Source organism: Aeromonas sp. QDB63, from assembly GCF_027707425.1.
GTDB classification, from domain to species: domain Bacteria; phylum Pseudomonadota; class Gammaproteobacteria; order Enterobacterales; family Aeromonadaceae; genus Aeromonas; species Aeromonas caviae.
This window is the reverse complement of the sequence record NZ_JAPCIS010000011.1, coordinates 13,190-30,114: the sequence shown is the minus strand read 5'-3', so window position 1 is coordinate 30,114 and position 16,925 is coordinate 13,190. Positions and strand designations below refer to the sequence as shown.

Sequence of the window (16,925 nt, the reverse complement as noted above, 5' to 3'; positions counted from 1 at the left end):
GGCCCCTTTTGTATGGATGTCTTTGTGCATCAGCCGTGATGGCGACGGTCGTTGGCCTGGGCCAGCAGGGTGCGGCTCTCGCGCAGGAACTCCTCCGCCCGCTCGCCGAAGAAGCCGGAGACCTGGCTGAAGGCCTCGATGAAGCCCTCCCTGTCCCCCCGCTCCAGCAGACCCAGCGCCTCGCCGAAGTTCTGGTAATAGCGGCGGATCATCGCCAGATTCTGCGGCGACGACAGAATGATGTCGGCATAGAGGTGGGGATCCTGGGCGAACAGCCGTCCCACCATGGCCAGCTCCAGCCGGTAGATGGGAGAGCTTAAGGCAAGCAGGCGGTCGATGTTGGCCTGCTCCCGGGAGAGGTGCCAGCCGTAGGCGAAGGTAGCAAAGTGGCGCAGCGCCTGAATGAAGGTCATCGCCTCGTCGTGGGCCCTGGCCTCCACCTGCTGCAAACGCGCCCCCCAGATGGTCATCTGCTCCAACAGCCACTGACTGGCGGCGGGCTCGCGCCCCTGACAGCAGACGATCACCTGCTTGGCGAGGCTCGCCACGTCCGGCCCGAACATGGGGTGCAGCCCCAGCACCGGCCCCTGGTGTACCGCCAGCATATGGGCAAGCGGTTCACTCTTGACGCTGGTCACGTCCACCAGCAGGCAGTCCGCCGGCAGGTTGCCGAGCCGGTCGATCACCTGGCAGGTGACGTCGATGGGCACCGCCACCATCACCAGCCCGGCGCCGTGCAGGATCTCGTCGGCGCGTGGCCAATCGGCCTGACCCAGGGTTTCGACCCGGTAGCCCGAGAGGCTGAACAGGTTGCCGAACAGGCGGCCAAGCTGCCCCTGGCCACCGATGATCACCACCTTGCCGAGCTCAGGCTTCATGCACTTGAAGTGGTGCTCCTTGTCGCTGGCGGACTCCAGAATATAGGACTCGCGCATCACCCGGCGCAGCACATCCTCGATAAGGTCCCCCGGCACCCCCAGTGCCTCGGCCTCGGCGCGGCGGCGGGCCAGCATGCTCGCCTCCCGATCCGGCGCGTAGATGGGCAGGCCGTGCCGGCTCTTCACTTCCCCCACTTCCCCCACCAGGGCGAGACGGGCAGCCAGCAGATCAATCAGCTGCTTGTCCACCGCATCTATCTTGTCCCTGAGGGCATTCAACTCTTCCGCCATGTCCAGTCCCTGCTGGCGCCGCCCGCAGCGACGCCCTGTCATTCAAGAGGCAACAAGGTATCACTGCGTGGGCAGTGATACCTCGATGGTTCAATCAGTTACAACAAGATACCACGGCTTATGCCGATGTTCTGGCCAAAAGTGGTGCCGCCAGCTGGCTGTGGCAGCGGGCCAGCAGCGCATCCGTGGTCTCCCAGTCGATGCAGGCATCGGTGATGGAGACGCCGTAGCGCATCTCGCACTTGGGCTGCTCGCTGGACTGGTTGCCTTCGAACAGGTTGGATTCGAGCATCACCCCGATGATGGAGCGGTTGCCCTCCTGGATCTGGTGAATGACGTTGTCGGCCACCTTGGGCTGCAGCCGGTGATCCTTGCTGGAGTTGCCGTGGCTGCAATCCACCACCAGACCGGGCAGCAGGCCCGCCTTCTCCAGCGCCTCTTCCGCCAGCGATACATTGACCGAGTCGTAGTTCGGGTGCTTGCCGCCGCGCAGGATCACGTGACCATCCGGGTTGCCCTGGGTCTGCAGCAGCGCGACCTGACCCTGCTGGTTGATCCCCATGAAGGCATGAGGACTGGAAGCGGCCTGCAGCGCATTGATGGCGGTGCCGAGGTTGCCGTCGGTGCCGTTCTTGAAGCCGACCGGCATGGAGAGGCCGGAGGCCATCTCCCTGTGGGTCTGGGATTCGGTGGTGCGGGCACCGATGGCCGACCAAGAGAAGAGCTCCGCCAGGTATTGCGGGCTGATGGGGTCGAGCGCCTCGGTCGCCAGCGGCAACTCCAGCTCGGCCAGCCAGCAGAGCAGCTCGCGGGCGCGGTGCAGACCCAGCTCCACGTCAAAGGTGCCGTCCAGGTTCGGATCGTTGATAAAGCCCTTCCAGCCGACCGTGGTGCGTGGCTTCTCAAAGTAGACCCGCATGACAATGTAGAGAGAGTCCTGATAGGCGTCATGCAGCGCTTTGAGTCTGGTTGCGAACTCTTTGGCGGCGTCCATGTCGTGGATGGAGCAGGGACCACAGATCACCAGCAAGCGGTGATCGCGACGGTGGATGATGTCGGCGATGGTATTGCGGGCCCCTTGCACGAATGCCAGCGCGCGATCGGAGATGGGCAGTTTCTCCTTGAGCTGGGCAGGCGTGATCATCACTTGTTCGGACTGGATATGGATGTTGTTCAGGGGATCTCTTTGCATCTTCTCATTCTCTCTACTGTTTAAAGCCAAGGGCGCTGACCGTTCATTTTTATTTACACAAGTCAGCGCTTTGTTACGCAACCGCCCCCACCTTACCAAGGAAAAACAAACAATCAAGTGAAACTAGCGTCTTAGCACGCTGATAGATGGATAAATGACCAAGAATGCAGAGTGAAACAACTCAAAAGTAGCGACTCGCGAGGCAAAACCAGCCCCAAATCGTAAACATTAGGTTACACTCATCCATTTCAATATCATCTCTCTGCCCCCTCTCATGGCCCCTTATCCGGCCCCTCATCCCGGCGATGACGCCGGGCACAAAAAAGCGGGGCACCTGGCCCCGCTTGCATTCCCGTGTTGCTCTTCTTTTATTCTTTGCCGTGGGCCTTGATAGCCTCGACCGCCTTGTCGGGGAAGTCGCTGAATACCCCATCCACATCGGCCTGGTAGAGGAAGATGTTGAGCAGGTCGGTGAAGTCTTTCGCATAGGCCGGGATCTGCCCCTCATCCTGACGGAAGGTATAAGGATGCACCTTGAGACCGGCCGCGTGGGCCTCTTTCACCATGCCGGTGAAGACCGGCTTGCCGGGAGTGCCCGGCTCGGTCACCACCATGGGTTTCCAGGGACCGATTCCCTCGGCATAGGTGGCGATGGTCTTCATGGCCCCCGGCTTGAACATCCAGTCGTAGTCATAGGGGGTTGCCTTGCCCTTGGCATCGTAGACCATGGTCTCGTTCCAGTCGGTCTCGGCCATCAGCTGCACCAGCTTGAGATCCATGCCCATGGCGGGCATCAGCTCGCCGTTGATGCGCTTGAGCTCGTTGGCATCGAAACACTGCAGATAGACCTTGTCACTCTTGCTGGTGTAGCCGTACTCCTTGAGCACGTTCAGCACCGCCCTGGAGATGTCCTTGCCTTCGTGGCGAAACAGCCAGGGAGCCTTGATCTCCGGGTAGATACCGATGTGCTTGCCGGTGCTCTTGTTGAGCCCCTGGATCATCTCGATCTCTTCCTGGAAGGTGTGGATCCTGAAGCTGGACTTCCACAACGGGAAGCGCGCCGGATAGACCGGCACCTGCTTGCCGTCCACCAGCTGGAACGGCTCGGTCATGCGCAGGGAGCGCACCTCGTCCAGGGTGAAATCCACCACATAGTAGCGTCCGTCCGGGCGGGCCCGGCCGGGGAAGCGCTCGGCCACGTCCGTGATGCCATCGAGGAAGTGATCGTGCATCACCACCAGCTGATCATCCTTGGTCATCACCAGGTCCTGCTCCAGATAGTCGGCCCCCATGCCATAGGCCAGGGCCTTGGACTCCAGGGTGTGTTCCGGCAGGTAACCGGAGGCGCCACGGTGGGCGATCACGATTTTGCCTTCGTCGGCCGCCAGTGCGGGCAGCGCCAGGGCGACCCCGAGGCCAAGGGCTATCAGGGTACGGTGAGGTTGCTTCATCAAGAGGTCTCGTTGTTATGGTGTGTAGGATGCAGGTAATTGTTATAGCAGGGGTTTATTGCAGTTTGACGGCGGGCGGCAAAGGCCGCCCGCCATGGGTCATCAGCAGGCTTCGGGCAGGGCGTGGTGGTGCTCGAGCAGCCAGGCACCGAGCTGCTGCTGTTCGGACTCCGACAGGCGCAGCCCCAGCTTGCTGCGGCGCCACAGGATGTCCTCCAGGGAGTGAGCCCATTCGCGCGCGATGAGATAGCGTACTTCGGATTCATACAGCCCGGCGCCAAAGTGCTGGCCGCGCTCCTCCTTCAGCCAGAGGCGGGCATGAGCGCCATAGGCTTCGGCGATGCGCAGGGCGCTGCGATCGTCAAGCCAGTCGAATTCCAGCGCAAAGGCTCGCGCCAGTTCACGCACCGAGCAGTCGAACTCGCCACCGGGCAGCCGGCAGGAGGCGGTCCAGTCATCTCCCATCTGGCTGAACCAGGGCTTGAGCTTGTTGCAGGCGGCCTGGGCCAGCTTGCGGTAGGTGGTGAGCTTGCCGCCAAACACCGACAACAGCGGCGCGCCGTCGGATTCACCACTGAGCTCGAGCGTGTAGTCTCGGGTCACCGCCTGGGGTGAATCGGACTCGTCGTCACACAGGGGGCGCACCCCGGCATAGGTCCACACCACGTCTGCCGGGCTTATCTGCCTGGTGAAGTGGGCATTGACCACCTTGCACAGGTAGTTGATCTCGGCATCGCTGATCTTGGCTTCCCGCGGGCTGCCCTTGTGCTCCACGTCCGTGGTGCCGATGAGGGAATAGTCCTGCTGGTAGGGGATGACGAAGACGATACGGTTGTCCTCGTTTTGCAGGATGTAAGCCTCTTCGCGCTCATGGATGCGCGGCACTATCATGTGGCTCCCCTTGATGAGGCGAATGCCGCGGGGGGATTTCTCGCTCAGGCTCTCGTCATAGAAGGTCTTGACCCAGGGGCCCGCCGCATTGACCAGACCACGGCAGCTGACGGTGAACTGCTCGCCCCCTTCCCGCTCCAGCGTCAGGGTCCAGTGCTTGGATCCGCGCACCGCCTTGACGCAGCGGGTACGGGTCTGCACATCGGCGCCCTTGTCCCGCGCCAGCATGGCATTGAGCACCACCAGCCGGGCGTCGTCGACCCAGGCGTCCGAGTATTCAAAGCCCTTGTTGATACCGCTCTTGAGACCGTCCTGCGGCAGGAAGCGCAGGCCGCAACTCCCCTTGAGCTTGTCCCGCTTGGCCAGGTTGTCATAAAGGAAGAGACCGGCTCGGATCATCCAGGCCGGACGCAGGTGCGGGCGATGGGGCAGACGAAAACGCATGGGACGGGCGATGTGGGGAGCCATACCGAGCAGGACCTCCCGCTCCGCCAGCGCCTCTTTCACCAGCCGGAATTCGTAATGTTCGAGATAGCGCAGGCCGCCGTGGATCAGCTTGCTGGAGTTGGACGAGGTGGCAGAGGCGAGATCGCTCGCCTCGAACAGCGCCACCTTCAGCCCCCGCCCCGCCGCATCTGCCGCGATGCCGACCCCGTTGATGCCGCCGCCGACGACGACCAGATCATAATGTTCGCTCATGTTCACCTACTTTCTTATTTTGTGTTTGCCATGACAGCAATGTTTGATTTCGCTCATATTAGAACATGAAAAACCAATAAACGAACATTTCGTGAGAGAAATGTGATCGCGATTGTTTTCACAATGCTAAAAATGCTGCCAGTCGGTGACGGCCTAGCCAGGCTAAGGTCTGCCGGAAACAGCCATTTCGGGCAGGGAGGAGAACAAAGAGTCCCGGATGGGGGCGCCCATGGGGCAAGGTGATGAACGCGATGGCGTGAATCCCTCGCAGGCGCCTGGCGTCGGTGCAAACCGGGTGCCCGAGTGCGGGGACAACATCAGGGGTCAAAGAAGGTGTGTCAGCGCCAGGAACTGGCCGCTTAGGCGCCGCAAGGGAGACGCCGCAGGCCGGGAGGGGGCAGAAAAAAAAGCGGCCGCCCCGAGGCGGCCTGATGCCTGTACGGGGAAGCTCAGCAGATATGGCAGGCGATCTGATGCTGGGACATCAGTCGCATCAGCTTCTCCGGCGGCTCCTGATCCGTGAACAGGGCGTGGATCTGGTTGAGGTTGCCGAGGTTGACCATGGCGTTGCGGCCAAACTTGGTGTGGTCGGCGGCAAGGAACACCTGGCGGGAGTGGGCGATGATGGCCTGGGCGATCTTCACCTCGTGATAGTCGAAATCGAGCAGGGAGCCGTCGCTGTCGATGCCCGAGATGCCGATGACGCCGTAGTCCATGCGAAACTGGCCGATGAAGTCGCGGGTCGCCTCCCCGACGATGCCGCCATCCCGGTTGCGAATTTCACCGCCGGCGATGATGACGGTGAAGTCATCCTTGGCGGTCAGGATGCTGGCGACGTTCAGGTTGTTGGTGACCACGCGCAGCTCCCGGTGGTCGAGCAGGGCCCGGGCGATGGCCTCGGTGGTGGTGCCGATGTCGATAAAGAGCGACGAGCCGTCGGGGATGTTGGCAGCCACTTCCCGGGCGATGCGCTCCTTCTCCTTGAGCTGCATCACCTTGCGGGCACTGTAGGCGGTGTTGACGGTGCTCGAATGCAGTGAGGCCCCGCCGTGATGGCGCCGGATCTTGTTCTGTTCGGCGAGATCGTTGAGATCCCGGCGAATGGTCTGGGGGCTGACGTCAAAATGGGTCACCAGATCGTCGGTCGAGACGAAACCCTGCCGGGTCAGGACGTCCAGGATCTCCAGATGTCGTTGGGTTTGCTTCACGCTTGCACTCCGCAGATGAGACGAAAAAAGGCCCCGGCAGGTGCGGGGCCTTTGGCAGTGTACCTGATCCCTTTTCCAATCGATAAGGTCAGGATCACGTTTTATGCCTTATGGGCAGCCGCCTTGGCGGCAATCGACTCGTTCTCGTGCTTGAGGGTCATGGCCAGCAGGATGATGGAGAGCACGCAGGAGACGGTGAGAACCATGAAGCCGCCGTCCCAGCCGAAGTGGTCAACGGTGTAGCCCAGCATGGCGTTGGCCGCGACCGCGCCACCCAGATAACCGAACAGGCCGGTGAAGCCCGCCGCGGTACCGGCCGCCTTCTTGGGCGCCAGCTCCAGGGCGTAGAGGCCGATCAGCATGACGGGGCCATAGATGAGGAAGCCGATGGCGACCAGGGCCATCATGTCGATGGTCGGGTTGCCCGCCGGGTTGAACCAGTAGACCAACACGGAGAGGGTCACCAGCACCATGAACAGGATGCCTGCCGGGGCGCGGCGGCCGTTGAACATCTTGTCGGAGATCCAGCCGCACAGCAGGGTGCCCGGGATCCCCGCCCACTCATAGAGGAAGTAGGCCCAGGAGGAGTGATCCACGCTGAAGTCCTTGGCCTCTTTCAGATAGGTGGGCGCCCAGTCCAGCACGCCGTAACGGATGAGGTAGACGAAGGCGTTGGCGATGGCGATGTACCAGAGCAGCTTGTTGTGCAGCACGTACTTCATGAAGATCTCCTTGGCGGAGAACTCCTGCTCGTGGCTTTCGTTGTAATCCTTCGGGTAGTCGTTCTTGTACTCCTCGATGGGAGGCAGACCGACCGACTGCGGGGTATCGCGCATCACGAAGAAGGCGATCACCGCGATGGCCGCCGCCGCCGCCGCAGGCACATAGAAGGCGCTGCGCCAGTCGTTGAACCAGCCCATGCCGAGGATGAACAGGGGGCCTATCATGCCGCCGCCCACGTTGTGGGCCACGTTCCAGACCGAGACGATCTCACCCCGCTCCTTCTGCGACCACCAGTGCACCATGGTACGGCCGCAGGGGGGCCAGCCCATGCCCTGTGCCCAGCCGTTCAGGAACAGGAGCACGAACATGATGCCAATGCTGGAGGTAGCCCAATGCATGGTCCCCATCATGAACATGATGCCTGCCGAGAGCAGCAGACCGGCGGAGAGGAAGTAGCGCGCGTTGGATCTGTCCGACACGTTCCCCATCAGGAATTTGGAGAGACCGTAGGCGATGGAGACGCCGGAGAGGGCCAGACCCAGATCCCCGCGGGAGAAGCCCTGCTCGATGAGGTAGGGCATCGCCAGACTGAAGTTTTTCCGTACCAGGTAGTAACCCGCATACCCGAAGAAGATCCCGAAGAACACCTGCCAACGCATGCGTTTGTAGAAGGGATCCACCTTGTCGGCCGGCAGCCGGTCGATATGGGGTGCAGGCCTGAAGAGACTAAGCATGTTCTGCTTCCTTTTATTGTTGTTCTGGGCGGTTGAGGACGCCCCGCTCATGCCGGCGATCAGACGCGTCTTAATTCGCAAGCGAGCCTATTGTGCTCATTTGTGAACATTTAATCTGTGATGAGCGCTAAATTATTGCAGTTTTATTACAAAAATTGTGACGCAGTGAGTGAACGCGCATCCAGGGTCAGCCCACGCATGGCGTGGCTTTTGGCTACTCACTAAGGAGTAATATGGCCGACAACTGTTGCTTTTCGTCACATTTTCTTAGCAATGAATGGGATCTTGCCCACATTTCCGGTGGCGGGGGTATGGTGAATTGACGCAGAAGGTTTATTTTCTCTCTCGTCCAAGAACGAGCGCAAACGAGCATAACGTTTGCGCAAGCTCAAAAAACAAGAAGAAACGTTTTCGGGCGCAATGAATGGGAATGAAAGATAACAAAACGGAACATCAAACCTACTGTGGGTGGATATAAGGAATAACAACTATGAGCATACAAAGACCCAATACCCTGCTTGGCGAGTGCCTCGCCGAGTTTATCGGCACCGGCCTGCTGATCTTCTTCGGTGTCGGCTGCGTGGCCGCCCTGGTGCTGGCTGGCGCCAACTTCGGGCAATGGGAAATCTCCATTACCTGGGGCCTGGGTGTCGCCATCGCCATCTATGTCAGCGGTGGCATCTCCGGTGCCCACCTCAACCCTGCCGTGACCCTGGCACTGATGACCTTCTGCGGCTTTGACAAGCGCAAGGTGGTGCCCTTCATCATCGCCCAGATAGCCGGGGCATTCGCCTCCGCCGCCCTGGTCTACGCCCTCTACAGCAACCTGTTCACCCAGTGGGAGCTGACCCACAACGTGGTGCGCGGCAGCGTCGAGAGCCTCGGCACCGCAGGCATCTTCTCCACCTACCCCAATGCCCTGCTCTCCAACATGCAGGCTTTCGCGGTCGAGATGGTGATCACCGCCGTCCTGATGCTGGGCATCATGGCACTGGGTGACAACAACAACGGCGCCCCCAAAGGCTTCGCCGCCGCCCTGCTCATCGGCATCCTGATCGCGGTGATCGGCGCCTCCCTCGGCCCCTTGACCGGCTTTGCCATGAACCCGGCCCGTGATTTCGGCCCCAAACTGTTCGCCTTCGTGGCTGGCTGGGGTGACGTGGCCCTGACCGGTGGTCGTGACAACCCCTACTTCTGGGTCCCCATCCTTGGCCCCATCGTCGGCGCCCAGATCGGTACCGCCCTGTATGTGAAAGTGCTGGCTCCCTGCGTCCCGGGCAACCGCGTCGCCACCGAAGAAGCCTCCAAGCTGTCTAACAAAGAAGAGGCCGCCGCCTGAGAGCGGCCCTCCCCAACGTGTAACAACGTGGAAAATAAAAACGTGGAGAACATCATGTCTGCTGAAAAGAAATTTGTCGTTGCGCTGGACCAGGGCACCACCTCCTCCCGTGCCATTGTCTTCGATCAGGACGCCAACATCGTCGCGACCTCCCAGCGCGAATTCACCCAGCACTACCCGAAAGCGGGCTGGGTCGAGCACGACCCCATGGAGATCTGGGCGACCCAGTCCTCCGTCTTCACCGAAGTGCTGGCCAAGAGCGGCCTGCACAGCGAGCAGATCGCCGCCATCGGCATCACCAACCAGCGTGAAACCACCGTCGTCTGGGAAAAGGCCACCGGCAAGCCCATCTACAACGCCATCGTCTGGCAGTGCCGCCGCACCGCGGCCATCTGTGAAGAACTCAAGGCCCGGGGCCTTGAAGAGTACGTTCGCGAAAACACCGGCCTGGTGCTGGATGCCTACTTCTCCGGTACCAAGGTGAAGTGGATCCTGGACAACGTGGAAGGGGCCCGGGAGAAGGCAATGAACGGCGAGCTGCTGTTCGGCACCATCGACACCTGGCTGGTGTGGAAGATGACCAACGGCGAGGTGCACGTCACCGACCCGACCAACGCCTCGCGCACCATGCTCTACAACATCCGCGACCTGAAGTGGGATGAGCGCATGCTGGACGAGCTGGGCATCCCCGCCTCCATGCTGCCGCAAGTCAAACCCTCCTCCGAGGTCTATGGCTACACCACCCGTGGCGGCGGCGCCCGCATCCCCATCGCCGGTATCGCCGGTGACCAGCAGTCCGCCCTGTTCGGCCAGCTCTGCTTCGAAAAAGGGATGGCCAAGAACACCTACGGTACCGGCTGCTTCATGCTGATGAACACCGGCACCGAGCCGGTTCGCTCCAGCAACGGCCTGCTGACCACGGTCGCCATCGGCCCGAAAGGGGAAGTGAATTATGCCCTCGAGGGTGCGGTATTTATGGGTGGCGCCACCATCCAGTGGCTGCGCGATGAGCTCAAGATCATCCACGATGCCCGCGATACCGACTACTTCGCGAGCAAGGTAGGCGACACCAACGGCGTCTACCTGGTGCCGGCCTTCGTGGGCCTGGGCGCCCCCTACTGGGATCCGTATGCTCGCGGCACCATGGTCGGCCTGACCCGTGGCGCCAACCGCAACCACATCATCCGCGCTGCGCTGGAATCCATCGCCTACCAGAGCCGCGACGTACTGGATGCCATGCAGCAGGACTCCGGCATCAAGCTGGCGGCCCTCAAGGTGGACGGCGGCGCCGTGGCCAACGACTTCCTGATGCAGTTCCAGGCTGACATGATGCACACCCCTGTGGTGCGTCCGACCCGCATCGAGACCACCGCCATGGGCGCCGCCTTCCTGGCCGGCCTCGCCGTGGGCTTCTGGAAGAGCTCCGAAGAGCTGGAAGACAAGTTCAGCGTGGACCGCGAGTTCATTCCGCAGATGGACCGCGACGATCGCGCCAAGCGCTACAGCGGCTGGAAGAAGGCGGTGGAACGCTCACGCCGCTGGGCCGAAGAGGAGTGATGGGGTAACCGACGCATCCTTGAGATGAAAAAAGCAAAGAGGCCGACAGCGATGTCGGCCTCTTTATATTGGCGCTCGCAAGCCCCTCGGCCCCCTCCCCTTGAGGAGTGGGAAAAGATGGCCCCTCCCTCTCGTGGAGGGGAAGGGCGGGAGGGGATTGGCCCTGTCGGAACACGCCTAGAGCGCGTGGTTGCCGAGCTGCTCTTTCAGGAAATCGAGCCAGACCCGCAGCCGGATGTCCCGCTGGGCATCGGAGTAGAAGACCGCATGGATGGGGCGCGAAGCGCCGCTGTTGCTGCGGGCCAGCACCTCCACCAGCGCCCCGCTCGCCCTGTCATCCCCTGTCATGAAGTCCGACAGGCAGACGATCCCCTGCCCCGCCAGCGCCAGCTGACGCAAGGTTTCCCCGCTGCTGGCCCGCAGGGTCGGGGTGATGGCGAACCTGTCCCCCTGCTCCTCGCTCAATAGGGGCCAATGATTGAGGTGATCGGGGTGCAAAAAACCGAGCAGCTCGTGGCCAGCCAGCAAGTCAGCCGGCTGGCGCGGGGTACCGCGTGCCTTCAGATAGTCGGGGGAAGCCAGCAGCCGCAGCCGCGAGCGGCCCAGCGGCAGGGCCCGCAGGGAGGAGTCCGTCAGCTCGCCGATGCGAATGGCCATGTCCACCCGCCGCTCCATCAGGTTGATGAAGCCCTCGGAGCTGTGCAGTTGCAGCTCGATGGCGGGGTAGCGGCGGCGAAACTCGCCGATGATGGGCACCAATCTATGCAGGATGAAGGGGGTGGCGGCGTCCACCCGCAATATGCCCTCCGGCTGCTCCCGGCGCATCAGCAGCAACCCTTCCGCCTCGCTCATCTCGGTCAGGATCTTCACCGCCCGCTGATAGAACCAGCTCCCCTCCTCGGTCAGGCTGACCCGGCGGGTGGTGCGGTTGAGGAGCACGGTGGCGAGCTTCTCTTCGAGACGCTTGATGCCGCGGCTCACCACGGAATTATCCATGCCGAGATTCTCCGCCGCCTGGCGAAAGCTGCCCGCCTCCACCACCGCCACAAACAGGGTCAATTCATCGGAATGGGTCTTCATTGTTGTCATCCTGGCAAGAGTAATGGGTCTTTATAGGTGCAATGGCCGGGAGTTGGCAAGACAGGCGTCGCTTCGTATCGTGACGCACCACCTGTTTTATCTGCGCCCTTGCCAGTACAATGCCGCCAACCGGCACCGTATGGCGCCACACTATGACAGGGACGATCCATGACATTCGACAACAGGCTGGCCGCCGCCCATCGGGAGCTGGCCGAGAAGGGCGTGCAAACGCTCAACTACAACCCGCCGATCATCTGGCTGCTGCGAAAGGCGGGGTTCACCATCAGGCCGCCCCACTACGAACGCTTTCTGATCAACGTTCTTGCCCTGGGACTCCCCATCGGCGCTATCTGGGGGGTGTTGATGTGGTGCCTCGGCTGGCAGGATGAGGTGAGCTCGGGGTTTGCCCTGCGCCAGAGCCTGCTGTTTGGCATCGGGCTCGGTCTGCTGATGGGGACCTGGTTCTGGTTTAGGCGCAAGCAGCTCAAGCTGACCCCCTGGGACGCCTTGCCGCACTCCACGATCCGCCCGCAAAAACGCTGACAACCGAAATAATCACCGACAAGGAGAGCCCATGACCAAGGCCCATGAAAAACTGAACTATGTGGAGTTTGCGGCCAGGGATCTTGCCGCCACCAAGGCCTTCTTCACCGCCGCCTTTGGCTGGCAGTTTGCCGACTACGGCCCCGATTATTGCGCCTTCGAGGGAGAAGGGCTGGATGGCGGTTTCTATCGCGCGGATCTCTGCAGCCACACGGAGCAGGGGGGCGCCCTGCTGGTGTTCTACAGCGCCGATATCGAGGCGACCCAGAGCAAGGTAGCCGGCGCAGGGGGCACCATAGTGCGCCCCCTGTTCGACTTCCCCGGTGGCCGCCGCTTTCACTTTGTCGAGCCCAGCGGCAATGAATTTGCGGTCTGGTCCGAACTGGCTGTCTGTCTCTGATAGCGAGGGGCAGACATGCACAGTCTCTCGCTCCCAGTCATATACAAAGCTTACCTTTATCTTTTTTAGCTTTAAATTCACGGATAAAACACCTATTTTATGATCGCGAAGCTGTCAGATTAAGGGAGAATGACCTACTACTATACGGCCAGCGCCTATTTATATTGCCACCAATAAAACAAAATATATTATCTAAATGAACTTCATTGGAAGAATAATATGTCAAAAGCAATTCAAGGATTTGAATACGCAATAAAAGATGCTGAAGAGTTATTGGCTCATTTTGATAGTATCAATGCTAATCCCCCACCTACGAATAGTGAAGTATTAAAACGAGCTGGCCTAGTGATGGCTCTCACAGCATGGGAAACATATGTAGAGGATCGCCTAGTCGAAGAAATGCACAAAAAATTGACTGTTGTACAAGGCAGCTACCTAGGCGATTTTATCCTCAAGAAACTGCATGCAGACTTAAAAACGTTCCATAATCCAAGTTCTGACAAAACCAAACGAATATTTCAAGACTATCTAGGTTTTGATGTTACAGAGGGATGGCGATGGTCTAACTATGAACCAGATAAAGCCAGAACCACTCTAAATCAATGGATTAAAAAACGCGGTGATGCTGCACATCGTTCAAAACCAATAAATTCTGGAATACCATCTGCGCATCTTATAAAACGTGATGAACTTGAAAAGGTGATTCGCTTTATAAAAGATCTCGTTAAGGTCACCGACAATTACGTCAACGTTAAAATTGATCAGCATCATGCCTCCGTACTTGAAAGGCAACACCAGCTATCTGGCTAAATTTTGTAATGAGCATTAATGTAAATAGTACAGTTCCTATTATCATCAGAGACCGGTGTTTATCCGGTCTCCTTATCAACTCCAGTTTATGAGATCTCCCCATTGCTGCACTCACCTCAATAGTGTTTTGCGACTGCTGCCCTGTATCCCCCAGTCTGGGGCGGGCATACTGACTCCCGTCTTAACGAGGAGGTTCAGATGCCATCCCCCCTGATTGTGATTGCCCAGCTTGACGCCAAACCCGAATTCGCAGCCCAGTTTCGCGCTGCCCTCGAGCCGCTGATCGCCGCTACCCTGCAAGAGCCGGGGTGCCTTCGCTACCAGTTGCATCAGAGCCTGGAGAGCCCCCACGGCTGGATGCTGTACGAGGAGTGGGAGAGTGAAGCAGCCCTCAGCGCCCACCAGCAGCAGCCCCATTTTCTCGCCTTCGTGGCCGACCCCCAGGAGTGGTTTGCCAGCAGCCTGGTGCGCCGCTATCACAGGGTCTGAGGCTGCCGGCGCCCTCCCCGCCGGATCTGCACCGCAGGCCCGGCAAACAGACAAAGCATTGAGCGTAGAAACACTAACCTGAGGAATTTGATGATGAAGATGCCCAACCTGGGTCTTGGAACCTTCCGCCTGAAAGATCAGCCCCTTCGCGACTCCCTGCTCCAGGGGCTGGAACTTGGCTACCGCCATATCGATACCGCCCAGATCTATGACAACGAGGCCGAAGTCGGCCAGTTGATGAGCGAGAGTGGCGTGCCCCGCCAGGATATCTACCTGACCACCAAGGTGTGGACCAGCGAGTTCGGTCCGGGCAAGGTGATCCCGAGCCTGGAAGTGAGCCTGGAAAAACTCGGCACCGACTATCTGGATCTGGCGCTCATTCACTGGCCCTCCCCCCTGGATGAGGTGCCGATGGCGGTCTATCTGGAGCAGCTCGCCGAGGCCAAAGCCCGGGGCCTGACCCGGGAGATCGGGGTCTCCAACTTCACCGTGGCCCAGCTTAAACAGGCGGTCGAGATCCTGGGGCCGGGCGCCATCGCCCACCAGCAGGTGGAGATCCACCCCCTGCTGCAAAACCGCAAGGTGGTCGAATTCTGCCAGGCCCACGGTATCGCCATCACCGCCTACATGCCGCTCGCCTATGGCAAGGTGCTCGCCGAGCCGCTGCTGATGGAGATCGGCAAGCGCCACGGCGTCTCGGCGGCCCAGGTGTCGCTGGCCTGGCTGCTGGCCCAGGGCATGACGGTGATCCCGAGTTCCACCAAGCGGGAGAATCTGGCCGCCAACCTGGCCGCGCTGAAGGTACGGCTTAGCAGCGACGAGATGGCGCAGATTGCCACCCTGGATCGGGGTGAGCGCTGCGCCAACCCGGACTTTGCGCCGAATTGGGATTGATCCCCCTCATCCCCAGCCCTTCTCCCGCCAGGGGAGAAGGGAGCAAATAAGGCTCAATGACATTCTTCAGCACCAGCGGGAGGCACAATGCCTCCCGCTTTTTTTGTCCCCAATACCGCGCGTCACTGCCACCCGCGCCGCTGGCCCCCTCCCCTGGAACCTTCCGCTGCCCTTCCCTCTTTATTCCCAGTTCGGTCTGTACGCTTTGCCTCTGCATTCAAACTTGTGCTGCATGGCCGCGCTTGTCCTCGCGGCCTCGGCCACTCCCACTTTCACGGCCCCATTGCTGCTGATTTGGCAAAAGTAATTTGACGTTGCCGTCATTTTTACCAACAAACACCCTCGGCATACTGGCGCCATTCTCCCGTCGGGAGTCCCAATCGAAGGAGTTGTTATGCCACTGGCGTTATTTGCCCTCACTTTAAGTGCCTTTGCTATAGGCACCACCGAATTCGTGATCGTAGGGCTCATCCCCACCATCGCCGAGCAGCTCAATGTCTCGCTCCCCTCGGCGGGCCTCCTGGTCAGCCTCTATGCCCTTGGGGTGGCCATCGGCGCCCCCGTGCTCACGGCGCTCACCGGCAAGCTGCCGCGCAAGTGGCTGCTGGTGGGGCTGATGGCGCTGTTCACCGTCGGCAACCTGCTGGCCTGGCAGGCCCCCGGGTACGAGAGCCTGATTGTGGCCCGCATCCTCACCGGGCTGGCCCACGGGGTCTTCTTCTCGGTAGGCAGCACCATCGCCACGGGTCTCGTGGCCAAAGAGAAGGCGGCCAGCGCCATCGCCATCATGTTCAGCGGCCTCACGGTCGCCCTGGTGACCGGCGTCCCGCTTGGCACCTGGATTGGTCAGGTCTTTGGCTGGCGCGAAACCTTCCTGGTGGTGAGCCTGCTCGGCCTCGTCGCCATGGTGGGCAGCATGCTGCTGGTACCGGGGAACCTGCCGAAGGGGGCCGCCTCCAGCGTTCGCGAGCAGCTCTCGGTGCTCACCAGGAAGCCCTTGCTGCTGGTCTACGCCAAGACGGCGCTCGGTTACGGCGGTGCCTTCACGGCGTTTACCTTCCTCGCCCCCATCCTGCAACAGGTGAGCGGCTTTAGCGCCGGCGCGGTGAGCCTCATTCTGCTGGTGTACGGGGTATCGGTCGCCGTCGGCAATATCTGGGGCGGCAAGCTCGCTGACCGGATGGGCCCGCTGCCTGCGCTGAAGCTGCTGTTTGCCGGGCTCGCCGTGGTGCTGCTGGTGCTCACCTTCACCGCGCCGCACCCGGTGCTGGCGGTACTGACCGTGCTGGTGTGGGGCGCCTTCGCCTTTGGCAACGTACCGGGTCTTCAGGTACTGGTGGTGAAACAGGCCGAGCGCCACACCCCCAATGCCGTGGATGTGGCCTCCGGTCTCAACATCGCCGCCTTCAACGTCGGCATTGCGCTGGGCTCCGTGGTCGGCGGTTTCGTGGTGGAGCACCTCGGCCTGATGCACACCCCCTGGATTGGCGCCCTCATCGTGCTGCTGGCCTACGGCCTCACCCATGTCAGCGAAGCGGGCGAGCGCCGCGCCGCCCTTGCCTGACCCCCGGGCAAGCAAAAGGCCGACACCCTGTGTCGGCCTTTTTCATGGGCAAGATGCGAGACTCAGGGCTCCTTGAGATCCTCATCGGCAGCCCAGCGCGCCTCCAGCCAGAGCAGGTTGACCAGCCCGCAGAGCAAGGCGAACCCCAGCCCCAGCAACCAGGTGAAATACCACATATCGCG

The 16,925-nt window shown here is 60.8% G+C and carries 16 protein-coding genes; 8 read left to right on the top strand and 8 right to left on the bottom strand.

Annotation, left to right across the window (positions count from 1 at the left end; all coding sequences use genetic code 11):
- Window positions 1-29 precede the first annotated feature (29 nt).
- From tyrA to glpT, 6 genes are all read right to left on the bottom strand, one after another.
- Window positions 30-1,169 (bottom strand): bifunctional chorismate mutase/prephenate dehydrogenase, encoded by a 1,140-nt coding sequence (gene tyrA, locus PG879_RS09645; RefSeq protein ID WP_010674237.1) that lies wholly within the window; start codon window positions 1,167-1,169, stop codon window positions 30-32.
- 118 nt (window positions 1,170-1,287) lie between these two features.
- Window positions 1,288-2,361 carry a 3-deoxy-7-phosphoheptulonate synthase gene (locus tag PG879_RS09640; RefSeq protein WP_216944025.1) on the bottom strand — a complete coding sequence of 358 codons (1,074 nt, stop codon included), beginning with the start codon at window positions 2,359-2,361 and terminating at the stop codon, window positions 1,288-1,290.
- 368 nt (window positions 2,362-2,729) lie between these two features.
- Window positions 2,730-3,812: a glycerophosphodiester phosphodiesterase gene (glpQ, locus tag PG879_RS09635; protein WP_216944024.1), complete on the bottom strand. Its 1,083-nt coding sequence runs from the start codon at window positions 3,810-3,812 to the stop codon at window positions 2,730-2,732.
- A 102-nt stretch (window positions 3,813-3,914) separates the two neighbouring features.
- Window positions 3,915-5,402, bottom strand: coding sequence for a glycerol-3-phosphate dehydrogenase (glpD, locus tag PG879_RS09630; RefSeq protein WP_042865239.1), 1,488 nt, complete (start codon window positions 5,400-5,402; stop codon window positions 3,915-3,917).
- A gap of 449 nt (window positions 5,403-5,851) precedes the next feature.
- Entirely contained in the window at window positions 5,852-6,610 is a 759-nt protein-coding gene (locus PG879_RS09625) for a DeoR/GlpR family transcriptional regulator (RefSeq protein WP_010674233.1), read from the bottom strand.
- Between the two features lie 101 nt (window positions 6,611-6,711).
- Window positions 6,712-8,067, bottom strand: a complete 1,356-nt coding sequence (gene glpT / locus PG879_RS09620; protein WP_010674232.1) for a glycerol-3-phosphate transporter — start codon at window positions 8,065-8,067, stop codon at window positions 6,712-6,714.
- Between the two features lie 490 nt (window positions 8,068-8,557).
- On the opposite strand from glpT, the gene PG879_RS09615 reads away from it, so the two are divergent.
- Together PG879_RS09615 and glpK are read left to right on the top strand one after the other, a co-directional pair.
- Window positions 8,558-9,406 (top strand): MIP/aquaporin family protein, encoded by an 849-nt coding sequence (locus tag PG879_RS09615; protein WP_049636802.1) that lies wholly within the window; start codon window positions 8,558-8,560, stop codon window positions 9,404-9,406.
- 54 nt (window positions 9,407-9,460) lie between these two features.
- Entirely contained in the window at window positions 9,461-10,963 is a 1,503-nt protein-coding gene (glpK, locus tag PG879_RS09610; protein ID WP_010674229.1) for a glycerol kinase GlpK, read from the top strand.
- A 177-nt stretch (window positions 10,964-11,140) separates the two neighbouring features.
- Here glpK and PG879_RS09605 read toward each other — a convergent pair whose 3' ends face one another.
- Entirely contained in the window at window positions 11,141-12,043 is a 903-nt protein-coding gene (locus PG879_RS09605; protein ID WP_069652739.1) for a LysR family transcriptional regulator, read from the bottom strand.
- Between the two features lie 168 nt (window positions 12,044-12,211).
- On the opposite strand from PG879_RS09605, the gene PG879_RS09600 reads away from it, so the two are divergent.
- From PG879_RS09600 to PG879_RS09575, 6 genes are all read left to right on the top strand, one after another.
- A complete protein-coding gene (locus PG879_RS09600; RefSeq protein WP_109112898.1) occupies window positions 12,212-12,586 on the top strand; it encodes a DUF6404 family protein in 375 nt (124 codons plus the stop codon).
- A 31-nt stretch (window positions 12,587-12,617) separates the two neighbouring features.
- A complete protein-coding gene (locus PG879_RS09595; RefSeq protein WP_216944023.1) occupies window positions 12,618-12,986 on the top strand; it encodes a VOC family protein in 369 nt (122 codons plus the stop codon).
- Window positions 12,987-13,205: 219 nt separating this feature from the next.
- Window positions 13,206-13,796 (top strand): HEPN domain-containing protein, encoded by a 591-nt coding sequence (locus PG879_RS09590; RefSeq protein ID WP_201996764.1) that lies wholly within the window; start codon window positions 13,206-13,208, stop codon window positions 13,794-13,796.
- 198 nt (window positions 13,797-13,994) lie between these two features.
- Entirely contained in the window at window positions 13,995-14,285 is a 291-nt protein-coding gene (locus PG879_RS09585) for a putative quinol monooxygenase (protein WP_216944022.1), read from the top strand.
- Window positions 14,286-14,375: 90 nt separating this feature from the next.
- Window positions 14,376-15,179: a 2,5-didehydrogluconate reductase DkgB gene (gene dkgB / locus PG879_RS09580; RefSeq protein WP_202041020.1), complete on the top strand. Its 804-nt coding sequence runs from the start codon at window positions 14,376-14,378 to the stop codon at window positions 15,177-15,179.
- A 394-nt stretch (window positions 15,180-15,573) separates the two neighbouring features.
- Window positions 15,574-16,743 (top strand): MFS transporter, encoded by a 1,170-nt coding sequence (locus PG879_RS09575; protein ID WP_042865230.1) that lies wholly within the window; start codon window positions 15,574-15,576, stop codon window positions 16,741-16,743.
- Window positions 16,744-16,805: 62 nt separating this feature from the next.
- Here PG879_RS09575 and PG879_RS09570 read toward each other — a convergent pair whose 3' ends face one another.
- Window positions 16,806-16,919, bottom strand: a complete 114-nt coding sequence (locus tag PG879_RS09570; protein WP_010674207.1) for a CydX/CbdX family cytochrome bd oxidase small subunit — start codon at window positions 16,917-16,919, stop codon at window positions 16,806-16,808.
- Window positions 16,920-16,925 lie beyond the last annotated feature (6 nt).

What these genes read in the sequence shown, in the direction of transcription:
- tyrA (WP_010674237.1), bottom strand. Translation starts at nt 1,169, where the DNA reads ATGGCGGAAGAGTTGAATGCCCTCAGGGACAAGATAGATGCGGTGGAC.
- PG879_RS09640 (WP_216944025.1), bottom strand. Translation starts at nt 2,361, where the DNA reads ATGCAAAGAGATCCCCTGAACAACATCCATATCCAGTCCGAACAAGTG.
- glpQ (WP_216944024.1), bottom strand. Translation starts at nt 3,812, where the DNA reads ATGAAGCAACCTCACCGTACCCTGATAGCCCTTGGCCTCGGGGTCGCC.
- glpD (WP_042865239.1), bottom strand. Translation starts at nt 5,402, where the DNA reads ATGAGCGAACATTATGATCTGGTCGTCGTCGGCGGCGGCATCAACGGG.
- glpT (WP_010674232.1), bottom strand. Translation starts at nt 8,067, where the DNA reads ATGCTTAGTCTCTTCAGGCCTGCACCCCATATCGACCGGCTGCCGGCC.
- PG879_RS09615 (WP_049636802.1), top strand. Translation starts at nt 8,558, where the DNA reads ATGAGCATACAAAGACCCAATACCCTGCTTGGCGAGTGCCTCGCCGAG.
- glpK (WP_010674229.1), top strand. Translation starts at nt 9,461, where the DNA reads ATGTCTGCTGAAAAGAAATTTGTCGTTGCGCTGGACCAGGGCACCACC.
- PG879_RS09605 (WP_069652739.1), bottom strand. Translation starts at nt 12,043, where the DNA reads ATGAAGACCCATTCCGATGAATTGACCCTGTTTGTGGCGGTGGTGGAG.
- PG879_RS09600 (WP_109112898.1), top strand. Translation starts at nt 12,212, where the DNA reads ATGACATTCGACAACAGGCTGGCCGCCGCCCATCGGGAGCTGGCCGAG.
- PG879_RS09595 (WP_216944023.1), top strand. Translation starts at nt 12,618, where the DNA reads ATGACCAAGGCCCATGAAAAACTGAACTATGTGGAGTTTGCGGCCAGG.
- PG879_RS09590 (WP_201996764.1), top strand. Translation starts at nt 13,206, where the DNA reads ATGTCAAAAGCAATTCAAGGATTTGAATACGCAATAAAAGATGCTGAA.
- PG879_RS09585 (WP_216944022.1), top strand. Translation starts at nt 13,995, where the DNA reads ATGCCATCCCCCCTGATTGTGATTGCCCAGCTTGACGCCAAACCCGAA.
- dkgB (WP_202041020.1), top strand. Translation starts at nt 14,376, where the DNA reads ATGATGAAGATGCCCAACCTGGGTCTTGGAACCTTCCGCCTGAAAGAT.
- PG879_RS09575 (WP_042865230.1), top strand. Translation starts at nt 15,574, where the DNA reads ATGCCACTGGCGTTATTTGCCCTCACTTTAAGTGCCTTTGCTATAGGC.
- PG879_RS09570 (WP_010674207.1), bottom strand. Translation starts at nt 16,919, where the DNA reads ATGTGGTATTTCACCTGGTTGCTGGGGCTGGGGTTCGCCTTGCTCTGC.